The organism is Micromonospora sp. LZ34 (genome assembly GCF_052981855.1).
The window spans coordinates 182,026-203,905 of the sequence record NZ_JBRIQN010000011.1 but is presented as its reverse complement, the minus strand read 5'-3'; the positions used below and the strand labels follow the sequence as shown (position 1 = coordinate 203,905).

Annotated in this window: 23 protein-coding genes and 1 tRNA gene; 20 read left to right on the top strand and 4 right to left on the bottom strand. The window is 74.7% G+C overall.

Annotated features, from left to right (window positions below; genetic code table 11):
- Positions 1–757: 757 nt before the first annotated feature.
- The 9 genes from fdh to ACVCAH_RS15275 all read left to right on the top strand — a co-directional run bounded on the left by fdh (position 758) and on the right by ACVCAH_RS15275 (position 11,383).
- The gene (gene fdh, locus ACVCAH_RS15315; protein WP_447136782.1) at positions 758–4,048 is read left to right on the top strand and encodes a formate dehydrogenase; all 3,291 of its coding nucleotides are present in this window, start codon (positions 758–760) and stop codon (positions 4,046–4,048) included.
- Complete coding sequence (locus ACVCAH_RS15310; protein ID WP_447136781.1) at positions 4,045–5,118, top strand: 4Fe-4S dicluster domain-containing protein; 1,074 nt, start codon at positions 4,045–4,047, stop codon at positions 5,116–5,118. Before fdh ends, ACVCAH_RS15310 begins: the two co-directional genes overlap by 4 nt.
- A gap of 209 nt (positions 5,119–5,327) precedes the next feature.
- The gene (gene nrfD, locus ACVCAH_RS15305; RefSeq protein ID WP_447136792.1) at positions 5,328–6,341 is read left to right on the top strand and encodes an NrfD/PsrC family molybdoenzyme membrane anchor subunit; all 1,014 of its coding nucleotides are present in this window, start codon (positions 5,328–5,330) and stop codon (positions 6,339–6,341) included.
- Between the two features lie 45 nt (positions 6,342–6,386).
- Positions 6,387–6,482: transfer RNA gene (locus ACVCAH_RS15300), tRNA-Sec, on the top strand.
- A gap of 55 nt (positions 6,483–6,537) precedes the next feature.
- Positions 6,538–7,809, top strand: coding sequence for an L-seryl-tRNA(Sec) selenium transferase (gene selA / locus ACVCAH_RS15295; RefSeq protein WP_447136791.1), 1,272 nt, complete (start codon positions 6,538–6,540; stop codon positions 7,807–7,809).
- 2 nt (positions 7,810–7,811) lie between these two features.
- A complete protein-coding gene (gene selB, locus ACVCAH_RS15290) occupies positions 7,812–9,575 on the top strand; it encodes a selenocysteine-specific translation elongation factor (RefSeq protein ID WP_447136780.1) in 1,764 nt (587 codons plus the stop codon).
- 65 nt (positions 9,576–9,640) lie between these two features.
- Complete coding sequence (locus ACVCAH_RS15285; RefSeq protein ID WP_393007638.1) at positions 9,641–9,838, top strand: hypothetical protein; 198 nt, start codon at positions 9,641–9,643, stop codon at positions 9,836–9,838.
- Position 9,839: 1 nt separating this feature from the next.
- On the top strand, positions 9,840–11,117 hold the full coding sequence (locus ACVCAH_RS15280; RefSeq protein ID WP_447136779.1) for a hemolysin family protein: 1,278 nt from the start codon (positions 9,840–9,842) through the stop codon (positions 11,115–11,117).
- Between the two features lie 95 nt (positions 11,118–11,212).
- Complete coding sequence (locus ACVCAH_RS15275) at positions 11,213–11,383, top strand: hypothetical protein (protein ID WP_447136778.1); 171 nt, start codon at positions 11,213–11,215, stop codon at positions 11,381–11,383.
- Positions 11,384–11,386: 3 nt separating this feature from the next.
- Here ACVCAH_RS15275 and ACVCAH_RS15270 read toward each other — a convergent pair whose 3' ends face one another.
- Positions 11,387–12,040, bottom strand: coding sequence for a hypothetical protein (locus tag ACVCAH_RS15270; RefSeq protein WP_447136777.1), 654 nt, complete (start codon positions 12,038–12,040; stop codon positions 11,387–11,389).
- 131 nt (positions 12,041–12,171) lie between these two features.
- On the opposite strand from ACVCAH_RS15270, the gene ACVCAH_RS15265 reads away from it, so the two are divergent.
- The gene (locus tag ACVCAH_RS15265) at positions 12,172–12,378 is read left to right on the top strand and encodes a hypothetical protein (protein WP_447136776.1); all 207 of its coding nucleotides are present in this window, start codon (positions 12,172–12,174) and stop codon (positions 12,376–12,378) included.
- A 1-nt stretch (position 12,379) separates the two neighbouring features.
- Here the strand turns inward: ACVCAH_RS15265 and ACVCAH_RS15260 are convergent, their stop codons facing one another.
- The 3 genes from ACVCAH_RS15260 to ACVCAH_RS15250 form a co-directional block, all read right to left on the bottom strand.
- Positions 12,380–12,853 (bottom strand): hypothetical protein, encoded by a 474-nt coding sequence (locus tag ACVCAH_RS15260; RefSeq protein WP_447136775.1) that lies wholly within the window; start codon positions 12,851–12,853, stop codon positions 12,380–12,382.
- Positions 12,850–13,062, bottom strand: a complete 213-nt coding sequence (locus tag ACVCAH_RS15255) for a phosphatidylethanolamine-binding protein (RefSeq protein ID WP_447136774.1) — start codon at positions 13,060–13,062, stop codon at positions 12,850–12,852. Before ACVCAH_RS15255 ends, ACVCAH_RS15260 begins: the two co-directional genes overlap by 4 nt.
- Before the next feature lie 85 nt (positions 13,063–13,147).
- A complete protein-coding gene (locus ACVCAH_RS15250) occupies positions 13,148–14,029 on the bottom strand; it encodes a universal stress protein (RefSeq protein WP_447136773.1) in 882 nt (293 codons plus the stop codon).
- A 119-nt stretch (positions 14,030–14,148) separates the two neighbouring features.
- Between ACVCAH_RS15250 and ACVCAH_RS15245 the strand changes: the two genes are divergently transcribed.
- The 10 genes from ACVCAH_RS15245 (at position 14,149) to ftsR (ending at position 21,726) form a co-directional block, all read left to right on the top strand.
- Positions 14,149–14,895: an SAM-dependent methyltransferase gene (locus tag ACVCAH_RS15245; RefSeq protein ID WP_447136772.1), complete on the top strand. Its 747-nt coding sequence runs from the start codon at positions 14,149–14,151 to the stop codon at positions 14,893–14,895.
- A gap of 87 nt (positions 14,896–14,982) precedes the next feature.
- Positions 14,983–16,161: a PP2C family protein-serine/threonine phosphatase gene (locus ACVCAH_RS15240; protein ID WP_447136771.1), complete on the top strand. Its 1,179-nt coding sequence runs from the start codon at positions 14,983–14,985 to the stop codon at positions 16,159–16,161.
- A gap of 54 nt (positions 16,162–16,215) precedes the next feature.
- Positions 16,216–16,716 (top strand): MarR family transcriptional regulator, encoded by a 501-nt coding sequence (locus tag ACVCAH_RS15235; protein WP_447136770.1) that lies wholly within the window; start codon positions 16,216–16,218, stop codon positions 16,714–16,716.
- 251 nt (positions 16,717–16,967) lie between these two features.
- On the top strand, positions 16,968–17,606 hold the full coding sequence (locus tag ACVCAH_RS15230; protein ID WP_447136769.1) for a CDP-alcohol phosphatidyltransferase family protein: 639 nt from the start codon (positions 16,968–16,970) through the stop codon (positions 17,604–17,606).
- Positions 17,603–18,532 (top strand): DUF881 domain-containing protein, encoded by a 930-nt coding sequence (locus ACVCAH_RS15225; RefSeq protein ID WP_447136768.1) that lies wholly within the window; start codon positions 17,603–17,605, stop codon positions 18,530–18,532. Before ACVCAH_RS15230 ends, ACVCAH_RS15225 begins: the two co-directional genes overlap by 4 nt.
- A complete protein-coding gene (locus tag ACVCAH_RS15220) occupies positions 18,529–18,861 on the top strand; it encodes a small basic family protein (protein WP_007460356.1) in 333 nt (110 codons plus the stop codon). The genes ACVCAH_RS15225 and ACVCAH_RS15220 overlap by 4 nt, the downstream gene beginning before the upstream one ends.
- An 11-nt stretch (positions 18,862–18,872) precedes the next feature.
- On the top strand, positions 18,873–19,871 hold the full coding sequence (locus tag ACVCAH_RS15215; RefSeq protein WP_447136767.1) for a DUF881 domain-containing protein: 999 nt from the start codon (positions 18,873–18,875) through the stop codon (positions 19,869–19,871).
- Between the two features lie 53 nt (positions 19,872–19,924).
- Complete coding sequence (gene gcvH / locus ACVCAH_RS15210) at positions 19,925–20,305, top strand: glycine cleavage system protein GcvH (RefSeq protein WP_447136766.1); 381 nt, start codon at positions 19,925–19,927, stop codon at positions 20,303–20,305.
- A 216-nt stretch (positions 20,306–20,521) separates the two neighbouring features.
- Positions 20,522–20,974, top strand: a complete 453-nt coding sequence (gene odhI, locus ACVCAH_RS15205) for an oxoglutarate dehydrogenase inhibitor Odhl (protein WP_007071101.1) — start codon at positions 20,522–20,524, stop codon at positions 20,972–20,974.
- Between the two features lie 50 nt (positions 20,975–21,024).
- The gene (gene ftsR, locus ACVCAH_RS15200; protein WP_447136790.1) at positions 21,025–21,726 is read left to right on the top strand and encodes a transcriptional regulator FtsR; all 702 of its coding nucleotides are present in this window, start codon (positions 21,025–21,027) and stop codon (positions 21,724–21,726) included.
- The last annotated feature ends 154 nt before the right edge of the window (positions 21,727–21,880 follow it).

Here is a 21,880-nt window from a genome sequence, read left to right as displayed (position 1 = left end):
GAGTACTCGACCAAGGCGTTCCTGAAGGGTCTCAAGCAGGTCGACGGGTGGCAGGACATGCCGCTGACCAAGGCCGCCCAGACCGTGCAGGTCTCGGCCTACCCGTTCCACTACGCCCAGTGGGAGCAGCAGGCCGCCGACCTCGTCGCCAAGCACTGGAACAGCTGACCAGCACTGGAACAGCTGACCGACAGACATTCCTGACAGGGGGACTGCTGGCCGGCACCCACAACGGGTGCCGGCCAGCAGCACATCCACCGCTGGCCGGCACCCACTCCCGGGTGCCGGCCAGCGGCGCATCCGGGTCCTGTCCGCAGACGCGGGCACCAGCGGATGCGCCGACCACCAACTGCGACCTACGGCGCGGGCGCGACCACCACGCGGGCCACACCCCACCACCGCAACCCGCCCAAGCGCCAGGGCAGCCAGGCAGACAGGCAGACAGGCGCACGGAATCCGATCCACGACCGCGGGAACAACCAGACCCACCCCCCGGTTGAGTCAGATGTCGGTGTGACCAGTGTCCCCGGGCCTCACCACTACTGCCTTCGCGGAATACCGTCCGGCTGGAGACGCGTCGCGCCACTCGCCGAGAGGCGACCTGCACACCGACACCCCAGCGCCGCCCCCGGAGCCCCCGTGGCCCGGGGGCGGCGCTGTCTACGCCGGGGACGTGAAGATCGGCCAGACAGGTCGCGGGCGGGCGTCGGCTGGCCTATGTTCGAGGGGTCGGCGTCGGGGCGAAGGGGGTGTGGCGATGGGCATCCGCACCTTCATCGAGGGCTGGCCGGTCTACCGGCAGCTCACCGGCACCGACCCGCTCGGCCGGGGCACAGCGGCGCAGTCGGCCCGCTCGGCGGAACTGACCGCCCGGACCGAGACCGCCGACAGCGTGGCCCGCTCGGTCTGCCCCTACTGCGCGGTCGGCTGCGGCCAGCGGGTCTTCGTCAAGGACAACCGGGTCACCCAGATCGAGGGCGACCCGGACAGCCCGATCTCGCGGGGCCGGCTCTGCCCGAAGGGCGCTGCCAGCAAGAGCCTGGTCACCAGTCCGCTGCGGCAGACGAAGGTCCGCTACCGCCGGCCGTACGGCACGGAGTGGGAGGACCTGGACCTCGACGTCGCGCTCGACATGATCGCCGACCGGATCCTCGCCGCCCGCGAGCAGACCTGGGAGGACGCGGACAGCGAGGGCCGGCCGCTCAACCGGACGCTGGGCATCTCCAGCCTGGGTGGGGCGACGCTGGACAACGAGGAGAACTACCTCATCAAGAAGCTGTTCACCGCGATGGGGGCGCTCCAGATCGAGAACCAGGCCCGGATTTGACACTCCGCCACCGTTCCCGGTCTGGGGACCAGCTTCGGTCGCGGTGGCGCGACGGACTTCCAGCAGGACGTCGCCAACGCTGACGTCATCGTCATCCAGGGCTCGAACATGGCCGAGGCCCACCCGGTGGGTTTCCAGTGGGTGATGGAGGCCAAGCGGCGCGGCGCCAAGGTCTTCCACGTCGACCCGCGGTTCACCCGGACCAGCGCGCTGGCCGACACGTACCTGCCGATCCGGGCCGGCTCGGACATCGCCCTGCTCGGCGGGGTGGTGAACTACATCCTGGCGAACGAGCTCGACTTCCGGGAGTACGTGCTGGCGTACACCAACGCCGCGACGATCGTCAGCGAGCAGTTCGTCGACGCGGAGGACGGCGACGGCTTCTTCTCCGGCTTCGACCCGGACACCGGCACGTACCGCCGGACCAGCTGGCAGTACGCGGGCCAGGAGGGGGAGCATTCCGCGGCGGACAGCGACCGGGAGCGGGACGCCGCGGCGGGGCTGCGGCACGAGTCGCACGGGTCGCCGATCCCGGGGCTGACCGAGCGGGACGAGACGTTGCAGCACCCGCGCTGCGTCTACCAGATCCTCAAGCGGCACTTCGCCCGCTACACCCCGGAGATGGTGGAGCGGGTCTGCGGCATCCCCCGGGAGAAGTTCCTCGAGCTGGCCCGGGCCTGGACGGAGAACTCGGGCCGGGAGCGGACCGGCGTGCTGATCTACTCGGTCGGCTGGACCCAGCACAGCGTCGGTGTGCAGTACATCCGCACCGGCGCGATCATCCAGCTGCTGCTGGGCAACGTGGGCCGGCCGGGCGGGGGGGTGCTGGCGCTGCGCGGGCACGCCAGCATCCAGGGCTCCACCGACATCCCGACCCTGTTCAACCTGCTCCCCGGCTACCTGCCGATGCCGCACCACGCCGACCACCCGACCTTCGACGAGTGGGTGGACAGCATCCGCCATCCGGGCCAGAAGGGGTTCTGGGGCAACGCCCGGGCCTACGGGGCCAGCCTGCTCAAGGCGTACTGGGGTGACGCGGCGACGCCGGAGAACGACTTCTGCTACGGCTACCTGCCCCGGATGACCGGCGACCACGGCACCTACCAGCAGGTGCTGAACATGATCGACGGCAAGGTGAAGGGCTACTTCCTGCTCGGCCAGAACCCGGCCGTCGGCTCGGCGCACGGCCGGGCGCAACGGTTGGGCATGGCCAACCTGGACTGGCTGGTGGTCCGCGACCTGTTCATGATCGAGAGTGCCACGTTCTGGCGGAACAGCCCCGAGGTGGCCACCGGCGAGATCGTGCCGGAGGAGTGCCGCACCGAGGTGTTCTTCCTGCCCGCCGCGTCGCACGTGGAGAAGGAGGGCACCTTCACCCAGACGCAGCGGCTGCTGCAGTGGCGGGAGAAGGCGCTCGACCCGCCGGGCGACTGCCGCTCCGAGCTGTGGTTCTTCTACCACCTCGGGCGCAAGCTGCGGGAGAAGCTGGCCGGCTCCCCGCACCCCCGCGACCGCGCCCTGCTCGACCTGGCCTGGGACTATCCCACGCACGGTCCGCTCGCCGAGCCGAGCGCCGAGGCGGTGCTGCGCGAGATCAACGGGTACGAGGTGGCGACCGGCCGCCCGCTGGCCTCGTTCGCCGAGGCGCGCGACGACGGCTCGACCGCGGTGGGCTGCTGGATCTACACCGGGGTGTACGCCGACGGCGTCAACCAGGCCGCCCGCCGCAAGCCTGGGCACGAGCAGGACTGGGTGGCCGCCGAGTGGGGCTGGGCGTGGCCGGCCAACCGGCGCACCCTCTACAACCGCGCCTCCGCCGACCCGCAGGGCCGGCCGTGGAGCGAGCGGAAGAAGTACGTCTGGTGGGATGCCGCCGCCGGCGAGTGGACCGGCTACGACGTGCCGGACTTCGAGAAGACCAAGCCGCCGACGTACCGGCCGCAGCCGGGCACGTCCGGCCCGGCGGGGATCGCCGGCGACGACCCCTTCGTCATGCAGAGCGACGGCAAGGGCTGGCTGTACGCGCCGAACGGGTTGATCGACGGCCCGCTGCCGACGCACTACGAGCCGGCCGAGTCGCCGGTGCGCAACCCGCTCTACCGGCAGCAGTCCAATCCGACCCGCAAGGTGTACGCGCACCCGGTGAACTCGGTGAACCCCAGCCCGCCTGAAGAACACAGCCAGGTCTTCCCGTACGTGTTCACGGTCAGCCGGCTCACCGAGCACCACACCGCGGGCGGGATGAGCCGCACCGTCCGGCCGCTGGCCGAGTTGCAGCCGGAGATGTTCGTCGAGGTCTCCCCGGAACTGGCCGCCGAGGTGGGGCTGGCGCACCTGGGCTGGGCGCACCTGGTCAGCGGGCGGGCGGTGATCGAGGCGAAGGTGCTGGTCACCGACCGGCTCACCCCGTTGCGGGTGGACGGCCGGGTGATCCACCAGGTCTGGCTGCCGTACCACTTCGGCGGCGAGGGGCTGGTCACCGGCGACTCGGCGAACGACCTGTTCGGGATCACCCTCGACCCGAACGTGCTGATCCAGGAGAGCAAGATCGGTACCTGCGACGTACGACCCGGCCGGCGGTCCACCGGGCCGGCCCTGCTGGACCTGGTGGCCGACTACCGGCGCCGGGCCGGCATGGAACCCGGTGAACGACCGCCCACCGTCACCCCCGGCGCGCACCCCGCCGCCGAGCACCGGCCGGACGGGGGAGCGGCCCGATGAACCCCGACCCGGACAGCTACTACGGCCCGGTGGACCCGGCCCCGGAGGCCGGCTGGTCCGACGCCCCGCCCCGGATGGGCTTCTTCACCGACACCAGCGTCTGCATCGGCTGCAAGGCCTGTGAGGTGGCCTGCAAGGAGTGGAACGACGTCCCCGGCTCCGGGCTGGACCTGCTGGGCATGTCGTACGACAACACGGGCGCGTTGACCGCCAACTCGTGGCGGCACGTCGCCTTCGTCGAGCAGCCCCGCCCGGCCGGGCACCGGACGCCCCCGTTCGCCGGGAACCCGACCGGCGGGTCGGTGAGCGCCTCGTCGGCGGCGGTGGGCGCCGGCGCCGGCAACCCGACCGGCACCGACCCGGGAGTGCCGCCCGGCTCGCCGGACGCCGCCGCCCGGATGGCCGCCGGTGCGGACGCCGCCCCGATGGCCGCCACGCCACAGTTCCTCGGCATGCCCGGCGACGGGCCGCCGGGCCGGACCGGCAGCGCCGACGGGCGCACCGACTTCCGCTGGCTGATGATGTCCGACGTCTGCAAGCACTGCACCCACGCGGCCTGCCTGGACGTCTGCCCGACCGGGTCGCTGTTCCGCACCGAGTTCGGCACCGTGGTGGTGCAGGAGGACATCTGCAACGGCTGCGGCTACTGCATCTCCGCCTGCCCGTACGGGGTGATCGACCAGCGCAAGGGCGACGGCCGGGCGTGGAAGTGCACGCTCTGCTACGACCGGATCGGCGTCGGGATGACGCCGGCCTGCGCGCAGGCCTGCCCGACCGAGTCCATCCAGTACGGCCCGCTGGAGGAACTGCGCGAACGGGCCGCCGCCCGGGTGGCCACCCTGCACGCCAGGGGTGTTCCCGAGGCGCGGCTGTACGGGCACGACCCGACCGACGGGGTCGGCGGTGACGGGGCATTCTTCCTGCTGCTCGACTCCCCGGAGGTGTACGGGCTGCCGCCGGACCCGGTGGTCACCACCCGGGACCTGCCGAAGATGTGGAAGCGGGCCGGCCTGGCCGCGCTGGCCATGGCGGCGGCCGCGGTTGCCGCGTTCGTCGGAGGTTCCTCGTGAGTGCGCACCGCCCGGTCGGCGACCGGTTCCGCCGCTTCCGCGCCCGGCTCGCCGGCGGTGACGCCGAAGGACCGGCGACCGGTCCCGGTCGCCCCGCCTCCGGCGGCGGGCCGGGTGATTTGGCGCGGGGACCGGAGGCGTCCGGTGGACGCTCCACCGGCACCGGGGTCGGTGCGGCGCGCAGCGACGCCGGGGCGGCCGCGGCCGGCCTGGCGCCGTCCCCGGCCACTCCGGCCGCCCCGACCGAGCGACGCCGCGGCGGCCGGCGCCGGCGCGGCGGCGAGGAACTCACCGTCCCGGAGGCCGAGTTCACCTCCTACTACGGCCGGCCGATCCTGAAGGCCCCGGTCTGGAAGTGGGACATCGCCGCGTACCTGTTCACCGGCGGCCTGGCGGCCGGCTCGTCGCTGCTGGCGGCCGGCGGGCAGCTCACCGGGCGGCCGGCGCTGCGCCGGGCCGGGCGGGTCACCGCGCTGGCGGCGGTCACCGCCAGCGCCGCCTTCCTGATCCGGGACCTGGGCCGGCCGGAGCGGTTCCATCACATGCTGCGGGTGGCCAAGCCGACCTCGCCGATGTCGGTGGGCACCTGGATCCTCACCGCCTTCGGGCCGGCCGCCGGTGTGGCCGCGGTCGCCGAGGCGGCCGGCTGGCTGCCCGGGCACGGCCTGCCCGAGCTGGCCCGCCGGGTGCTGCCGCCGGTGGGGCACGCCGCCGGGCTGGCCGCCGCGGTCACCGCGCCGGCGCTGGCCACGTACACCGGGGTGCTGCTGGCCGACACGGCCGTGCCGTCCTGGCACGAGGCGTACCCGGAACTGCCGGTCGTCTTCGCGGGCAGTGCGCTGGCCAGCGGCGCCGGCGTGGGTCTGCTCGCCGCGCCGGTCGGGCAGGCCGGCCCGGCCCGGCGGATGGCGGTCGCCGGGGCGGCGCTGGAGCTGTACGGCTCGCACCGGGTGGAGACCCGGCTCGGGCTGCTCAGCGAGCCGTACCGCACCGGCCGGGCCGGGCGGCTGATGCGCGCCGGGCGGGCGCTGACCGTCGCCGGGACGGCCGGGGCGCTGCTCGGCCGGCGCAGCCGGACGGTCTCGGCGTTCTCCGGTGCGGCGCTGCTGGCCGCGTCGGTGGCCACCCGGTTCGGCGTCTTCCACGGCGGGGTCGCCTCGGCGAAGGATCCGAAGTACACGGTGGTGCCGCAGCGCGAACGCCTGGCCCGCGGCGAGGGCTGACCCTTCGCCACGCGGCCGGCGCCCCGCTGTGGTCAAATGCTCGGTGGAGGCGTTCAGGCGGCTGGTGCCCCTCCCGGTCTTCAAAACCGGTGTGGTCCGGGACCCGGGCCAGGCGGGTTCGATTCCCGTCCGTCTCCGCCAAGCCCAGCGGGGAGATGACGTGACAGGGGACGGCGGCGACGATCCGCGTCGGCGCATGCCGCGCACCGACGCGCTGCTTGCCGACCCCGGGTTGGCCGCCGCCGCGGCCACGCTCGGCCGGGACCGGGTCAGGGCCGCCGTCCGCCGGGCCCAGGAGCGGGCCCGGCGCGGCGAGATCAGCCCCGACGAGGTACGCGACGCGGCGCTCGGCGCGCTGCCCGCGCCGGCGCCCCGGGCGGTGCTCAACGCGACCGGGGTGGTGCTGCACACCAACCTCGGTCGGGCGCCGCTGTCGGCCGCCGCCGTCGCCGCGGTGGTCGCCGCCGCCGGGCACACCGATGTGGAACTCGACCTGCGCACCGGCCGGCGGGCGCGGCGCGGCCGGGACGCCCTGGACGCCCTCGCGGCCGCGGTGCCGGACGCCGGCGCGGTGCACGTGGTCAACAACGGCGCCGCCGCGCTGGTGCTCGCCGCCACCGCGCTGGCCGCCGGCGGCGAGATCGTGGTCAGCCGCGGCGAACTGGTGGAGATCGGCGACGGGTTCCGCCTGCCGGACCTGCTGGAGAGCACCGGCGCCCGGCTGCGCGAGGTGGGCACCACCAACCGCACCACCCTCGCCGACTACGCCGCCGCGCTCGGCCCGCGCACCGGCTTCGTGCTCAAGGTGCACCCGTCGAACTTCCAGGTCACCGGCTTCACCTCGGCGGTGCCGGTGCGCGCCCTGGCCACCCTAGGCGTGCCGGTGGTCGCCGACATCGGCTCCGGGCTGCTGGCCCCGGACCCGCTGCTGCCCGACGAGCCGGACGCCGCGAGCACCCTGCGTGCCGGCGCGGCACTGGTCACCGCCAGCGGCGACAAGCTGCTCGGCGGCCCGCAGGCCGGGCTGCTGCTCGGCGCCGCCGAACTGGTCGACCGGCTGCGCCGACACCCGCTCGCCCGGGCGCTGCGGGTGGACAAGCTGACCCTCGCCGCGCTCGCCGGCACCGTCGGCGACCCGGCCACCCCCACCCGGGCGGCGCTGCACGCCGACGCTGGGGCGCTGCGCGAGCGGACCGAACGGCTGCGCGACCGGCTCGCCGGGGACGGTTGCAAGGCCGAGGTGGTGCCGACCGCCGCGGTGGTCGGCGGGGGCGGCGCCCCCGGCGTGGCACTGGACTCGTGGGCGCTGAGCCTGCCCGAGCGGTACGCCGAGCCGCTGCGCACCGGCGACCCGCCGGTGCTCGGCCGGGTGGTGCGCGGCCGGTTGCTGCTGGACCTGCGCTGCGTGCCCGCCGGCGCCGACGACGCGGTGCGGGCCGCCGTGCTGCGCGTGCCGGAGGACTGCTGAGCATGTGGGTGGTGGCCACCGCCGGGCACGTGGACCACGGCAAGTCGACGCTGGTGCGGGCGCTGACCGGGATGGAACCGGACCGGTGGGCCGAGGAGCGCCGCCGCGGCATGACCATCGACCTGGGTTTCGCCTGGACCACGCTGCCCGCCGGTGGGACGGTCGCGTTCGTCGACGTGCCCGGGCACGAGCGGTTCGTGCCGAACATGCTCGCCGGCGTGGGCCCGGTGCCCGCCGCGCTGGTGGTGGTGGCCGCCGACGAGGGCTGGATGCCGCAGTCCGCCGAGCACCTGGCCGCGCTGGACGCGCTCGGGGTGTCGTACGGCCTGCTGGTGGTGACCCGCGCGGACCTGGCCGACCCGCGGCCGGCGCTGGGCCGGGCCCGGGCGGAGCTCGCCGCGACCACGCTGGGCGCGGTCGAGGCGGTCGCGGTCAGCGCGGTCACCGGCGCCGGCCTGCCCGAGCTGCGGGCGGCGCTGGACCGGCTGGCCGCCCGGCTGCCCGCACCGGCGGCGGACGCGCCGGTGCGGCTCTGGGTGGACCGCTGCTTCACCGTCCGGGGCAGCGGCACGGTGGTCACCGGCACGCTCGGCGCCGGCCGGCTGCGTGTCGGCGACGAGCTGGAACTCGCGGCCACCGGCGAGCCGGTGCGGGTGCGCGGCCTGCACTCGCTGCACCAGGCGCGCGACGAGGTCGCCGCCGTCGCCCGGGTGGCGGTGAACCTGCGGGGCGTCCCGCGCGACCGGCTGGCCCGCGGGGACGCGCTGCTGAGCCCCGGCCGGTTCCGGCTGACCGACCTGCTCGACGTCCGGCTCGCCGGTGACCCGGTCGCCGACCTGCCGGCCATCCTCACCCTGCACGTCGGATCCGCCGCGGTGCCGGCCCGGGTGCGGCCGCTCGGCCCGGACACGGCCCGGCTGCGGCTGGCCCGCCCGCTGCCGCTGCTGATCGGCGACCGGGCGCTGCTGCGCGACCCGGGCCGCCACCACGTCGCCGGCGGGGTCACCGTGCTGGACGTGGCGCCCCCGCCGCTGATCCGCCGGGGCGCCGCGGCCGCCCGTGCCGCGGTGCTCGCAGGCCTGGACGGCCGCCCCGACCTCGCCGGCGAGCTGCGCCGCCGCCGGCTGGCCCGGGCCGCCGACCTGGTCCGCACCGGGGTCGAGGTCACCGCCCGGCCGGTCGCCGCCGACTGGCTGGCCGACCCGGAGCACTGGCGGCAGCTCGCCGCCCGGCTGGTCGAGGAGGTCACCCGGTACGGCCGGGACCACCCGCTGGAGCCCGGCGCGCCGGTCGAGCTGCTCCGGCGGCGCCTGGACCTGCCCGACCGGGTGCTGGTCGAGGCCCTGGTCCGGCCGCCGTTGCGGCTGCGCGCCGGGCGGGTCACCGCGTCCGCCGCGGAGGCGCTGCCCGAGCCGGTGGCGCGCGCCGTGGCCCGGGTCCGCGCCGAGTACGCCGACCGCCCCTTCCGCGCCCCGGAGGCCGCCCACCTCGCCGACCTCGGGCTGGGCCCGCGCGAGATCGGCGCCGCGGTGCGCGCCGGGGCGCTGCTGCGGCTGGCCGAGAACGTGGTGCTGCTGCCCGGCGCCGTCGACGACGCGGTGCGGGTGCTGGCCCGGCTGCCCCAGCCGTTCACGCTCAGCGCCGCCCGGCAGGCGCTGGACACCACCCGGCGGGTCGCCGTACCGCTGCTGGAACTGCTGGACCGGCGCGGCGCGACCCGCCGGCTGCCCGACGACGCCCGGATCGTGGTCGCCGGCAAGGGGTAGGCCGGGTCGCGGGGGACGTGGCCAACGCGGCCCGCCGGACCGCGCGGGTCACCTAGCGTGGCGGCATGGACCCTTCCGCGGTCTGGCGGGACCGGCAGCACAAGTGGCGGATCGAGGCGTACCGGGCGCCCGACCTGCGGTTCGCCATCTTCGCCACCAACGGCACCACGGAGTCCGCCCCGCTGTGGCTGTTCGGGATGTCGGCGCTGGCCCGCTGGCTGATGTCGCACAAGATCTCGCTGGACGACCTGGAGGTCGACTGAGATGGGCGCTCACCTCGGGCAGCTCGCGCTGGTGGCCGTGCTGATCCTGATCAACGCGGCGCTCTCCGGCAGCGAGATGGCGCTGGTGACGCTCCGCGAAGGGCAGGTCCGCCAGTTGAGCCGGCGCAGCCGCTCCGGGGAGCGGCTGGCCCAGCTGGTCCGCGACCCGAACCGCTACCTGGCCACCATCCAGCTCGGCATCACCCTCGCCGGTTTCCTCGCCTCCGCGGCGGCCGCGGTCTCGCTGGCCGAGCCGCTGGTCGGGCCGCTCGGCTTCCTCGGCCGGGCGGCCCGGCCGACCGCGGTGGTGGCGGTCACCGTGCTGCTCACCTTCGTCACCCTCGTCGTCGGCGAGCTGGCGCCGAAGCGGCTGGCGATGCAGCGGGCCGAGCGGTGGGGGCTGCTCAGCGCCCGCCCGCTGGACCTGCTGGCCCGGCTCTCCCGGCCGGCGATCTGGTTGCTGAGCGCGGCCACCGACACGGTGGTGCGCCTGGCCGGCGGTGACCCGCGCGCCCGGCGGCAGGAGATGACCGAGGACGAGCTGCGCGAGATGCTGGTCAGCCAGCGCGGCCTGTCGGCCCAGCAACGGGAGATCCTGGCCGGCGCGTTCGACATCGCCGGCCGGACGCTGCGGGAGATCCTGGTGCCCCGGCTGGAGGTGACCATGCTGCCGGCCGCGCTGCCCACCGGGGACGGGCTGCGCCAGCTGGCCGCGGCCGGGCGGTCCCGCGCCCCGGTCGTCGGCCCCGGCGGGCTGGACGACGTGTGCGGGGTGGTGCACATCCGGGACCTGGTCGACGCCGGGCCGCGGACGGTGGGGGACCGGTCCCGGCCGCCGCTGCTGCTGCCCGGCACCCTGCCGGTGGCCGACGCGCTGCGCCAGCTGCGCCAGCACCACCAGAAGCTGGCGCTGGTGGTGGACGAGCACGGCGGGGTCGCCGGCATGATCACCGTGGAGGACCTGCTGGAGGAGGTGGTCGGGGAGCTGTACGACGAGACCGACCGGGACGTGTCCGGGGTGACCCGGGAACCGGACGGCTCGCTGCTGCTGGCCGGCGACTTCCCGCTGCACGACCTGGCCGACGTGGGCGTCCGGCTGCGCTTCCCGGTGTCTCGGGAGTACACCACGCTGGCCGGGCTGGTGCTGGCCGGCCTGGGACACCTGCCCAGCGGGCCCGGGGAGGTGGTGCGGCTGCCCGGGTTGACCCTGGAGGTGGTGGAGGTGGCCGACCGGGCCGTGCGCCGGGTCCGGCTGCGCGAGTTCCCCGCCGGCGGCTGACCGGCGTCGACGCCACCCGGTCGGGGGATCGTGTCCGGAAAAGCCGATACACACCGGTTAACGCCCGTAGCGTCTGGTACGTGAAGGACCGAGGAATGCGTACCTTCGTGACGGTGCTCGCCGGGCTCGCGGTGATCTACTTCGGCACCACCGGCCGCAGTCCGGAGGAGGGCGGCGGGGTCACCGGCGGCCTCGTGGTGCTCGCCCTGCTCGCGGCACTGTTGGTCTGGCACCTGACCAAGCCGGGGAACACCTCGGCGAAGTGAGCGTCAGCCGGCGGCGGCGCTGCGGCTGACCTCCCCGGCGGACTCCTCGCCCAGCGCGACCCGGACCAGCGCCGAGGCGAGCCGGCCGAACTCGGCCGAGCCGACCAGCCCGGCCAGCCGGTCCGGCGAGGTGGGCAGGCCCAGCCGCTTCGCCCCGGCCAGCGCCCGCCGGTCGGCGTACGGGCGCACGTCGGGCCAGACCGTCTGCGCCTCGCGCAGGAAGATGTCGGCACCGGTCGGGCCGATGCCGGGGAACTCGGTCAGCCGCCGACGCAGCCCGGCCGGGTCGCCGTCCGCCTCCCGGTGCAGCCGACGCAGGTCGCCGCGCCAGCGGTCCAGGCAGAGCCGGGCGCCGGTGCCGAGCATCGTCGAGGTCCGCTCGTCGTAGCGGCGGTAGTGGCCCCGGCCCAGCGCGTCCACCCGGTCCTGCCAGCTGGCCGCCTCCATCGCCTGCGGCGTGCGGTAACCGGCGGCGAACAGCTCCCGGGCGGCCGCCACCGCGACCTGGGCCCGGATCCGGGTGCTCAGCAGGGTGGCGAGCACCAGCAGCTGGTAGAGCGGGGCCGGCCGGTCGGCGAGCCGGATGCCGGCCTCCTCGGCGTACGTGCCTCCGCGCCGGTCCAGCAGGACCCGCGCCACGGTCCGGTCGTCGCCCATCTGCCGGGGGTACCCGTGCTGCGGCCGGTCACCCCTCGCCGGCCGGTCCGGCTGCGGCATGGCGCCTGCGGCGGCGGGTAACCGGTGGCGGACGCGGCGCCGCCGGGTGCCGTCCAGCGGAAGGAGACACCGTGGTCAACCCGCAGCAGGAGGAGCTCCGGCGCAACGACAAGGGCGCCACGAGCCAGTACAGCAAGGGCCCGAAGCCGACCGGTCATCCCCTCAACCGCGGTTCGTCCAAGGGGGACACCGGGCGTCCGGTGCCGAAGGGACAGCTCTCCCCGTACGGCCCGACGGCGGAGCCGGTGGCCGACGACGAGAGCGACGGGCGGGGCTGAATCAGCCCCGCCCGGTGGGCGGCCGCAGCCGGTTCCAGGTGGCTGCGGCCGCCACGCCGTACGCCAGGTGCGGCACGATGTCAGTCAGCCAGTCCGCACGGCCCCAGGCCCGCGGGTCGGTCACGCCCAGCGCGGTCAGGCCGCCGTCGGCGATCGTCATCACACCCCCGCCGAGCAGCGCGGAGGCCAGCGCCAGCGGTTGCCGGCGGCCCCGGGTGAGCAGCGCGAAGCCGACCGCGGCGGAAATCCCCGCGCCGTAGCCGAGCAGGGGCCCGAGGCCCGAGCGGCGGTTCGCCGCCCGGTCCCCGGGCCCGAGGTCGACGTGCACCACCCCGGCCAGCCGGCCGGCGCTCTCCTCCGGCGTGCTGCTCGCCGGGCGGCCGCGGACCACCATGTCCAGGTAGCTCACCACGTTCAGCGCGGTGCTGCCGACCGCCCCGACGATCACCCCGTCGGCCAGGCTGCCGCCTCTCACTTGGGATCCCCGGGTTCGCGTTCACCCTTGGGCCCGTACGTCCGCTCGCCGCGCACGACGCCCCGCTGCCCCCGGTCGTCCTGCAGAATCCGGTTGGCCACCTCGTTGGCCTTGCGGTCCGGCACCCGGCGTCCGGAATCGTCGATCACGTTACGGATGCGCGCGCGCTGCTTGTCGTACGCGTTGCTGCCCGGCCGTGGTCCTGGCATCACTGCCTCCTCCGGTCGCTGCGTCCGCCCGTCGGCGTACCGCGTGCGTCTACCCGCCTGCGGCCGGGTCAACCCCGCGCCCGGCTCAGCGGGGCGCGCGGATCACCGCGACCGGGCAGTCGGCGTGGTGCAGCACCGCCTGGCTCACCGAGCCCAGCAGGAACCCGGTGAACTCGCCGCGCGCCTGCCGGCCGACCACGACCAGTTGGGCGCGGTGGGAGGCGTCGTTGAGCACGGCCGCCGGGCGCCCCCGCACCGTCCGCCGGCTGATCGGCACGTCCGGCCAGCGTTCGGAGAGCCCACCCAGGGCCTCCGCGAGCACCCGCTGCTCCTCGGAGCGCAGCTCAGTGTCGTCGTAGACGAGCGGTTGCATGTCGCCGGGGCCGGTGGAGACCGGGTGCCGGTAGGCGTGCAGGGCCAGCACCTCGGCCCCGCGCGCCGAGGCCTCCTCGACCGCGAACTCCGCGGCGAGCCGGGACATCTCGGAACCGTCCACGCCAACCACGACCGGACCGTCGGCCCGGTCGGTGCCGCGGGCGACCAGCACGGGACAGTCGGCGTAGGAGGCGACCTGCACCGCGACCGAGCCGACCACCAGCGCGGAGAAGCCGCCGAGCCCGCGGTCACCGAGCACGATCATCGCGGCGGCCGGCGACTCGCCGAGCAGCACCGCGGCGGCCTCCCCGTCGATGATCTCGCCGGTGACGCGCAGCCCGGGCACCACCGCCTCGGCCTCGGCCACCGCCTCGGCGACCAGCCGCTCGGCCTGCTGCCGCAGCCCGCTGCCGGGCGGTCCGGCGGCGGGGGCCTCCACCGGCACGTGCAGCAGCGGCCAGATGAAGCCGTGCACGACCCGCAGCGGCCGGTTGCGCCGGCGCGCCTGGACCGCCGCCAGGCGTACGGCCCGCAGCGCCGGCTGTGAGCCGTCCACGCCGACCACCACGGCCGCGCCGTTCGCCGAATTCACCGTCCACCTCCCGCCGGTTCCGGGTCAGTATCGCGGCCGGTGGCGTCCCGGCGGGGCGATACCGCCCAGGACGTCCGGTCGGTACGCTGGCGACGACCACCGGGGAGGGAGCGTCATCGATGGTTGAACCCGACCAGCCGAGCACCGCGCGGATGATCGATTTCTGGCTCGGTGGGGAGCACCACTTCCCGGTCGACGTGGCCGCGGCGCGCGCCTTCGAGCAGGCGTACGGGCCGTGCGCGCCGGTCTTCCGGGAGCTTCGCGAGTTCCTCGGCCGGGCGGTGCGGGCGATCGTCGCCGAGGGGGTGGACAGCTTCCTGGTCTTCGGTGCCGGGGTGCCCACGATGGGCAACGTGCACGAGGTCGCCCCGGAGGCCACCGTGCTCTACACCGATGTGGACCCGGTCACCATCCGCCTCGGTCAGCGGATCCTGGCCGGCAGCGACCGGGCCGACTACGGCTACGGCGACGCCACCGACATCGGCACCATCGACCGGGCGCAGCTGCACCGGTTCGTGCCGGGCTGGGGGAGACGGCCGGTCGGGGTGGTCTTCCTGGGGCTGGCCGCGTTCCTCGACGACGACACGCTCGCCCGCACCCTCGACGAGCTGTACACCGCCGTCACCCCGGGCAGTCATCTCGCGATCGACTTCGACACCGACGAACTGGCCGACCATCCGCAGGCCCTGGCGATGATGGGTCCGGCGTTCCGGATGCGCCGGCCGGAGGCGTTCGCGCCGCTGCTCGGCCGGTGGCGGCCCACGGCCGAGGGCATCGTGCCGATCGCCCGATGGCGCCCCGACGGCCCGCCGGCCGAGGTGCCGGACGCCTTCTACGGCGCGGTCGCCGTGCGGCCAGCGGACTGACCCCGGGCGGCGGCCCGCCCGGTCGGCGCGCTCCCGCCGGCCTCCGTATGATGCTTGCCCTACAGCAAGTGTTGCCGGAGGAGAACCATGTTGGACGCGCCCGGCGGGTTGTCGCGTGCGCTGCGCGAGTCCCCGCCCGACCAGGTGGCGGAGGCCGCCGACCGGGCCATCCGATCCACGTTGGGCGCGACGCGGACCGACGTGTTCCTCGCCGACTACCGGATCAGCGGGCTCTGGCCGGTGCTGGATCCGGACCTGCCCGAGGCCGGCTTCCAGCCCTGCCGGGGCATGGCGCAGCGCTGTTTCAGCAGCCAGCAGCCGGTGCTCGACGGCGCCGGCGACGGCGGGTGCCGCCTCTACCTGCCGCTGTCGGTGTGGGGGGAACGGCTCGGCGTGCTGCTGGTCGAGTTTCCCACCGCGCCCGGTCCGGCCACCGTGGAGCGCGCCGGGGACATCGCCGGCGAACTGGCGGTGGTGCTGCGCGCGGCGGACCGGGAGACCGACCGCTACCGCCGGGCCCGCCGGCGGGAGCGGCTCAGCATGGCCGCGGAGATGCAGTGGGAGCTGCTGCCGGGGCGCGGCGTCAGCCACCACGCGTTCCAACTCGCCGGGCAGTTGGAGCCGGCGTACACGGTCGGCGGTGACCACTTCGACTGGTCGCTCGACGGCGACCGGCTCACCCTGACCGTGCTCAACGGATCCGGCGTCGGGCTGGCGGCCTCGCTGCTCACCGCGGTGACCGTGAACGCGCTGCGCAACGCCCGCCGCTCCGGCGGCAGCCTGACCGAGCAGGCCGAGCTCGCCTCCGACACGGTCTTCTACCAGCACCGCGGCCACCGCTACGTGGCGACACTGCTGCTGGAACTGGACACGGCCACCGGCCGGGTGCGGGCGGTGGACGCCGGTTCGCCGCGCCTGCTGCGGCTGCGCGGCGGGGTGGTCGACACGATCAGCCTGGAGCAGCAGCTGCCGTTGGGCATGTTCGCCGAGGCCCGCTACGACCTGCAGGAGTTCGACCTGGCGCCGGGGGACCGGATCTTCGTGGTCAGCGACGGGGTGTGGGCCGCCGCGCCGGCCGACCGGGAGGCGTACGGCGAACGGGCGATGGCGCGGGCGATGCGGTCCACACGGCTGCAGCCGCCGGCGGAGGCAGTTGGTACGGTGATGCGCGAACTGCACGCCTGGCACGCGGACACGGGTCTGCGCGACGACGCGGTCGTGGTCTGCCTGGACTGGCGCGGTTCCGGCGAGCGCGACGGCGACTGAGGCCGTCGCCGCGACGACGCCGAGCACCAGCGGCACGATCGCAGGGGACACCGGGTGGAGCCACCTCCGAATCTCGCCGCCGCGATCGACGCGGCCGCCGAGGCGCTGGTCGGTGTGCTGGGCTCCGCCGTCCACGGGCACCAGATGGTCGTCTCGCCGACCCAGCTGCGGGTGCTCTCCCTGCTCGCCAGCCGGCCGCGGACCAACGTCAACCGGCTGGCCGAGCTGCTGGACGTCGTACCGTCGTCGGCGAGCCGGCTCTGCGACCGGCTGGAGGCGATCGGCCTGCTGCGCCGGGTGGCCGATCCCCGAGACCGGCGGGAGGTGCGGCTGGTGCCGACCCCGGCGGCCGAGAACCTGCTGCGCGAGCTGACGGAGCGCCGGCACCAGGCGGTGCAGGCGGTGCTGGACCGGATGCCCGGCCGGGTGCAGCACGAGCTGCTGTTCGGCCTGCTGGCCTTCGGCCAGGCCGCCGCAGGGGTGACCGAGCCGGCCGCGGACCCCACCGCCCGGGCCGGGGGCCCTCTCCTGCACCAGTATCCTAGGATGCCTTAGGCGAGGTGAACCCGGTCACACCGCCCGATCCAGGCACCGAGCCCAGCTCGGCGGGACCCGGAAGGGCCCCGGCGGCCCGATATAGTGGCAGCGCAATTCAGCCGGCCCGCGATCGTCGAGATCGCGGGCCGAATCAGGGAAGGTCCCGTCCCGGGACCGCAGCGGGCGCCGGCGGACGTCGGCCCGACAGCACGCGTCCCGCAGGGCCCGATCTCGGCCGGGCTGCCGGAACGCGGCGCGGAGGAGGTTCGGTGTCGCGTCGGCCGGCTCGGGCAGCGGATCCGGGCGCCTCGGGCGGCACCGACCGGGCCCCGGGTGACCGCGTCCTCACGCTGCCCAACCTGATCAGCTTCGTGCGGCTGCTCGGCGTACCGCTCTTCCTCTACCTGCTGCTGGTCGAGCACGCCGACGTCGCCGCGATCGTGGTGCTGGCCGTGGGCGGCACCACCGACTGGGTGGACGGCTGGATCGCCCGGCGGCTGGGCCAGGTGAGCCGGCTCGGGGAGTTGCTCGATCCGCTCGCCGACCGGCTCTACATCCTCGCCACCCTGCTCGGGTTCACCGCGCGCGACGTGGTGCCGTGGCAGTTCACCGCCGCGCTGCTGGCCCGGGAGCTGCTGCTGCTCGGCTCGCTGGCGGTGCTGCGCCGGTACGGCTACGGCCCCCCGCCGGTGCACTACGTCGGCAAGACCGCCACGTTCCTGCTGCTGGCCGCCTTCCCGGTGCTGCTGCTCGCGGCCGCGGTGCCGGGGACGGCCACGGTTGCCGGCGCGATCGGCTGGGGGCTGGCCTGGTGGGGTCTGGTGCTCTACTGGGTGGCCGGGGCGCTCTACGTGGTGCAGGCCCGCCAGCTGGTCACCACGGTGCGGGCCGGGGGAGCGGGCGCATGACGGACACCCCCCGGGAGGGCCAGGGCCGCTCCGATCGGGTGTACGCCCCGGACTTCCTCACCGAGCTGTTCCGCAATCCACTGGATCCGGGCTACCTGGACGCGGCGGCCCGCCGGCGCGAGGGGCCACCGCCGCCGGGGTGGCGCGGCTGGTTCGCCCGGCCGGTGAGCCTGCTGGTGATCGTGCTGCTCGGTTTCCTGTTCGCGGTGGCGTACAAGCAGACGTTGGCCGACGAGCCGGGGCGCAGCCAGGCCCGGTCCGGGCTGGTCGCCCAGATCAAGGAGCGGCAGAGCGAGACGGACCGGTTGGCGGCCCGGGCCGACCAGCTGCGCGAGGAGGTGGCCCGGCAGCGGGAGGCGGCACTGAGCGGGTCGCAGGCCGCCCGGCTGCGGGACCTGGAGGCGGGTACCGGCCTGGGGCGGGTGCGCGGCGACGGTGTGGTGGTGCGGCTGGCGGACGCGCCGGGGAAGCCGGACGGGGTCACCGGGGCCGGCGCCGGGCCGCCGCGGGTGCTCTACAGCGACCTGCAGGGCGTGGCGAACGACCTGTGGAGCGCCGGGGCGGAGGCGATCGCGATCAACGGTCAGCGGTTGACGGCGACCTCGACGATCCGGTCGGCCGGTGAGGCGATCCTGGTGGACTTCCGGCCGGTGACCGGGCCGTACGAGGTGTCGGCGATCGGCCCGGGGTCGATGAAGGGCAAGTTCGAGGACAGCCGGTCGGCGCTGCTGATGCGTGAGGTGGCCGACAAGACCGGGTTGTCGTTCGGGGTGCGCGGCGTCGACGACCTCACCCTGCCGGCGGCGCCGGAGCCGCGGCTACGCTACGCGGAACCTTCGGTGAGCCCGACGCCGTCCCCGTCGGCCACCGGTGTCCAGCCGTCCGGTTCCCGGACGTCCCCCAGCCCCTCCGGAGGTGGTCGATGATCGCGGTGCTGGCGTTGCTCGCCGGTGTGGTACTCGGGGTGTGGCTCGATCCCACGGTGCCGGCGGCGTTGCAGCCGTACCTGCCGATCGCGGTGGTGGCGGCGCTCGACGCGGTGTTCGGCGGGGTGCGGGCGAAGCTCGACCGGATCTTCGACGACAAGCAGTTCGTGGTGTCGTTCATTTCGAACGTGCTGGTGGCGGGTCTGATCGTCTACCTGGGCGACCAGTTGGGGGTGGGCGGTCAGTTGTCCACCGGTGTGGTGGTCGTGCTGGGGGTGCGGATCTTCGGAAACGTCGCGGCGATCCGCCGGCACCTGTTCCGGGCGTAGGTTTACAGACGATGAGCGACGAGCACACCGAGACGGGGACCGGCTGGCCGCAGCCGGCGGGACCGGCGCGGCCGTCGGGGCCGGCGGGTGAGCCGGATCCGCGTCCGGAGGCGCCGGATCCGGACGAGGTGAGTCCGTTGGCGCCGCGGGGGCCGGCGGAGCGCGAGGACGTGCGGCCGGCGGAGGAGACGGACAGCGTCGGTGCGGCGGCGACGGTCGACCTGAGCAGGGCGGCCGGCGCGGGTGCCGGCGGGCCGGCGGAGAGCACGCCGGACGCGGACGAGTCGGTCGTCGGGCCGGTGCGGTCGATGCGGGCGCGGTTGAGTTCGGCCGGGTTGATGATCGCGGTGCTGCTGGCGCTGCTGGGGTTCACGCTGGTGGTGCAGTTGAAGACCACGTCGACGGATCCGACGTTGGCGGCGACCCGGCAGGAGGACCTGGTCCGGATCCTGTACGACCTGGATTCGCGGACGAACCGGTTGCGGCAGGACATCGAGTCGCTGGAGGAGAGCCAGCGGCAGTTGCAGTCGGGTGAGCAGGGGCGCCAGGCGGCGTTGGAGGAGGCGACCCGGCGGGCGGACGAGTTGGGGATCCTGGCGGGGACGTTGCCGGCGACGGGGCCGGGGTTGACGGTGCGGTTCGAGTGGGGCGGCAAGCCGATCTCGGCGTCGCGGGTGCTGGACGCGGTGCAGGAGCTGCGGGGCGCGGGCGCGGAGGCGATGCAGATTTCCGGTGGTGACCGGGCGACGGTGCGGATCATCGCGTCGACGTACTTCCTGGACGGGGAGAACGGGTCGCTGATCGTGGACGGGCGGCGGTTGACGGGTCCGTACACGATCACGGTGATCGGTGATCCGGCGACGATGCGTACGGCGTTGAACATTCCCGGTGGGGTGGTGGCGTCGGTTGCCGGCGACGGCGGTAACGTGATCGTTGAGGATCGTGAGGCTGCCGAGGTTTCGGCGCTGCACGCGCCGACCAAGCTGGAACACGCCCGTCCGGTCTCCTGACCGGCGCGGCCGGCACCGGGCCCCGGTGCACCGATGGATGAGGGACGCGTCTGGTGATTCCTGAGGATCTGCGTTACACCGCTGAGCACGAGTGGGTGGTCGGTGGCGACGGCGGCGCCGTCCGCGTCGGCATCACCCACTTCGCGCAGGACGCGCTGGGTGACATCGTGTACGTCCAGTTGCCCGAGGCGGGCACGGTGGTGGCTGCTGGTGAGTCAATGGGTGAGATCGAGTCGACCAAGAGCGTGTCGGAGATCTACGCCCCGGTCAGCGGTACGGTGGCGGCGCGCAACGAGGCGCTCGGCGACACCCCTGAGGTGATCAACACCGACCCGTACGGTGCGGGTTGGTTGGTGGAGATCACTCCGGACGATCCGGCGGCGGTCGACGGGCTGCTGTCCGCGGGCGCGTATCGCGAGCTCACCGAGAGCTGAGTGTGCCCGAGCCGGTGCGCCTGTCGAGTCCGCGCGTCCGGTTGCCCTGCATTTCGGCGCTGGCTAGGCTCGCCCAGTCGACCGAGAACCCAATAGTTGAGCGTCGCGGAACCGCCTTTCCGGGCACGGGGAGCCAGCCGCCGGGTGTTCATTGGCCCGGCGGCCAGACCCGCCATCACCCCGACGCCGACCGAAACAGATCCGTGAGGTGGTCCCATGACGCGCCCAGACGACGAGTTCCCCCCGCTCGACGTCACTTCGACGCTCAATCTCGGCTCGCTCGACGAAGTGCTGGAGGGGCCGGACACCGATGTGGTGCCGAGCCGGATGTCCGGTTCGTTGCCGCCGGGGATGGCGCTGCTGGTGGTCCGGCGGGGTCCGAACGCGGGTGCCCGGTTCCTGTTGGATCACGATGTGACGACCAGTGGCCGGCACCCGGACAGTGACATCTTCCTGGACGACGTGACGGTGTCACGGCGGCACGCGGAGTTCCACCGGGACGGTGGCACGTTCACGGTGCGGGACGTGGGCAGCCTGAACGGCACGTACGTGAACCGGGAGCGGGTCGAGGCGGCCACGTTGAGCAATGGTGACGAGGTGCAGATCGGCAAGTTCCGGGTGGTGTTCATCGCCGGTCCGCGCCCGGAGGAGGAGGCCGGCCGGGGGTGAACGAGCCTGCGGCCTCGACGCCGCCGGGGGCGGCCCGCGCGCAACCGCTGATGAGCATCGGTGAGGTGCTGGCGCAGTTGCGGGTGGATTTTCCGGACGTCACGATTTCGAAGTTGCGGTTTCTCGAGGCCGAGGGTCTGGTGGAGCCGCAGCGGACGGCGGCGGGCTACCGGAAGTACAGCTGGGATGACGTGGCGCGGTTGCGGTTCGTGCTGACCGCGCAGCGGGACCAGTACCTGCCGTTGCGGGTGATCCGTGAGCAGTTGGCGCAGTGGGACGCGACCGGGGAGGCGCCGGGTCGGCAGCGGCCGACGTTGGTGGCGGTGGGTCCGGGTGGCGAGGTGCCGGGGCGGGAGTCGGCGGAGCCGGCCGAGTCGTCGCAGGTGCGGCTCGGCCGGGCCGACCTGGTGGCGCGCAGCGGGGTCGACGAGTCGACGTTGGCCGAGTTGGAGCGGCTCGGGTTGGTGGTGTCGGATCCGCCGGGGTGGTACGACGCGGACGCGTTGATCATCGCTTCGGCGGTGGCGGGGTTGTCGGCGTACGGGTTCCAGCCGCGGCACCTGCGGGGTTACCGGACGGCGGCGGACCGGGAGGTCGGTCTGTTCGCGCAGTTGGTGGCGCCGTTGGTGCGGCAGAGTGATCCGGCGGCGCGGGCGCGGGCGGCGGAGACGGCGCGGGAGTTGGCGGCGTTGTCGCAGCAGTTGCACGCGGCGTTGGTGCGGGTGGGGTTGCGGTCGACGTTGGGCCGGTGACCGGCGGGTGTGCGGAAAGATCTGTCCCGGGAAGCGTGTCGTAGGCTTGCCGGGGTAACCCCTTTCTGGCGCGGGCGTGGTGCGGATTGCGCGTGGGACGGCCGTGTCGCGGTCCGTGTACCGTGCAGGGAAGGGCGCGGTGCGGCGTAGGTGA

Excerpts from the sequence above, each read along its gene's own strand:
- ACVCAH_RS15270 (WP_447136777.1), bottom strand. The coding sequence starts at position 12,040 with ATGGGCGACGACCGGACCGTGGCGCGGGTCCTGCTGGACCGGCGCGGA.
- ftsR (WP_447136790.1), top strand. The coding sequence starts at position 21,025 with ATGAGCATCGGTGAGGTGCTGGCGCAGTTGCGGGTGGATTTTCCGGAC.
- ACVCAH_RS15215 (WP_447136767.1), top strand. The coding sequence starts at position 18,873 with ATGAGCGACGAGCACACCGAGACGGGGACCGGCTGGCCGCAGCCGGCG.
- ACVCAH_RS15245 (WP_447136772.1), top strand. The coding sequence starts at position 14,149 with ATGGTTGAACCCGACCAGCCGAGCACCGCGCGGATGATCGATTTCTGG.
- ACVCAH_RS15225 (WP_447136768.1), top strand. The coding sequence starts at position 17,603 with ATGACGGACACCCCCCGGGAGGGCCAGGGCCGCTCCGATCGGGTGTAC.
- odhI (WP_007071101.1), top strand. The coding sequence starts at position 20,522 with ATGACGCGCCCAGACGACGAGTTCCCCCCGCTCGACGTCACTTCGACG.
- selA (WP_447136791.1), top strand. The coding sequence starts at position 6,538 with ATGCCGCGCACCGACGCGCTGCTTGCCGACCCCGGGTTGGCCGCCGCC.
- ACVCAH_RS15275 (WP_447136778.1), top strand. The coding sequence starts at position 11,213 with ATGCGTACCTTCGTGACGGTGCTCGCCGGGCTCGCGGTGATCTACTTC.
- selB (WP_447136780.1), top strand. The coding sequence starts at position 7,812 with ATGTGGGTGGTGGCCACCGCCGGGCACGTGGACCACGGCAAGTCGACG.
- ACVCAH_RS15255 (WP_447136774.1), bottom strand. The coding sequence starts at position 13,062 with ATGCCAGGACCACGGCCGGGCAGCAACGCGTACGACAAGCAGCGCGCG.
- ACVCAH_RS15240 (WP_447136771.1), top strand. The coding sequence starts at position 14,983 with ATGTTGGACGCGCCCGGCGGGTTGTCGCGTGCGCTGCGCGAGTCCCCG.
- ACVCAH_RS15310 (WP_447136781.1), top strand. The coding sequence starts at position 4,045 with ATGAACCCCGACCCGGACAGCTACTACGGCCCGGTGGACCCGGCCCCG.
- ACVCAH_RS15280 (WP_447136779.1), top strand. The coding sequence starts at position 9,840 with ATGGGCGCTCACCTCGGGCAGCTCGCGCTGGTGGCCGTGCTGATCCTG.
- ACVCAH_RS15220 (WP_007460356.1), top strand. The coding sequence starts at position 18,529 with ATGATCGCGGTGCTGGCGTTGCTCGCCGGTGTGGTACTCGGGGTGTGG.
- ACVCAH_RS15285 (WP_393007638.1), top strand. The coding sequence starts at position 9,641 with ATGGACCCTTCCGCGGTCTGGCGGGACCGGCAGCACAAGTGGCGGATC.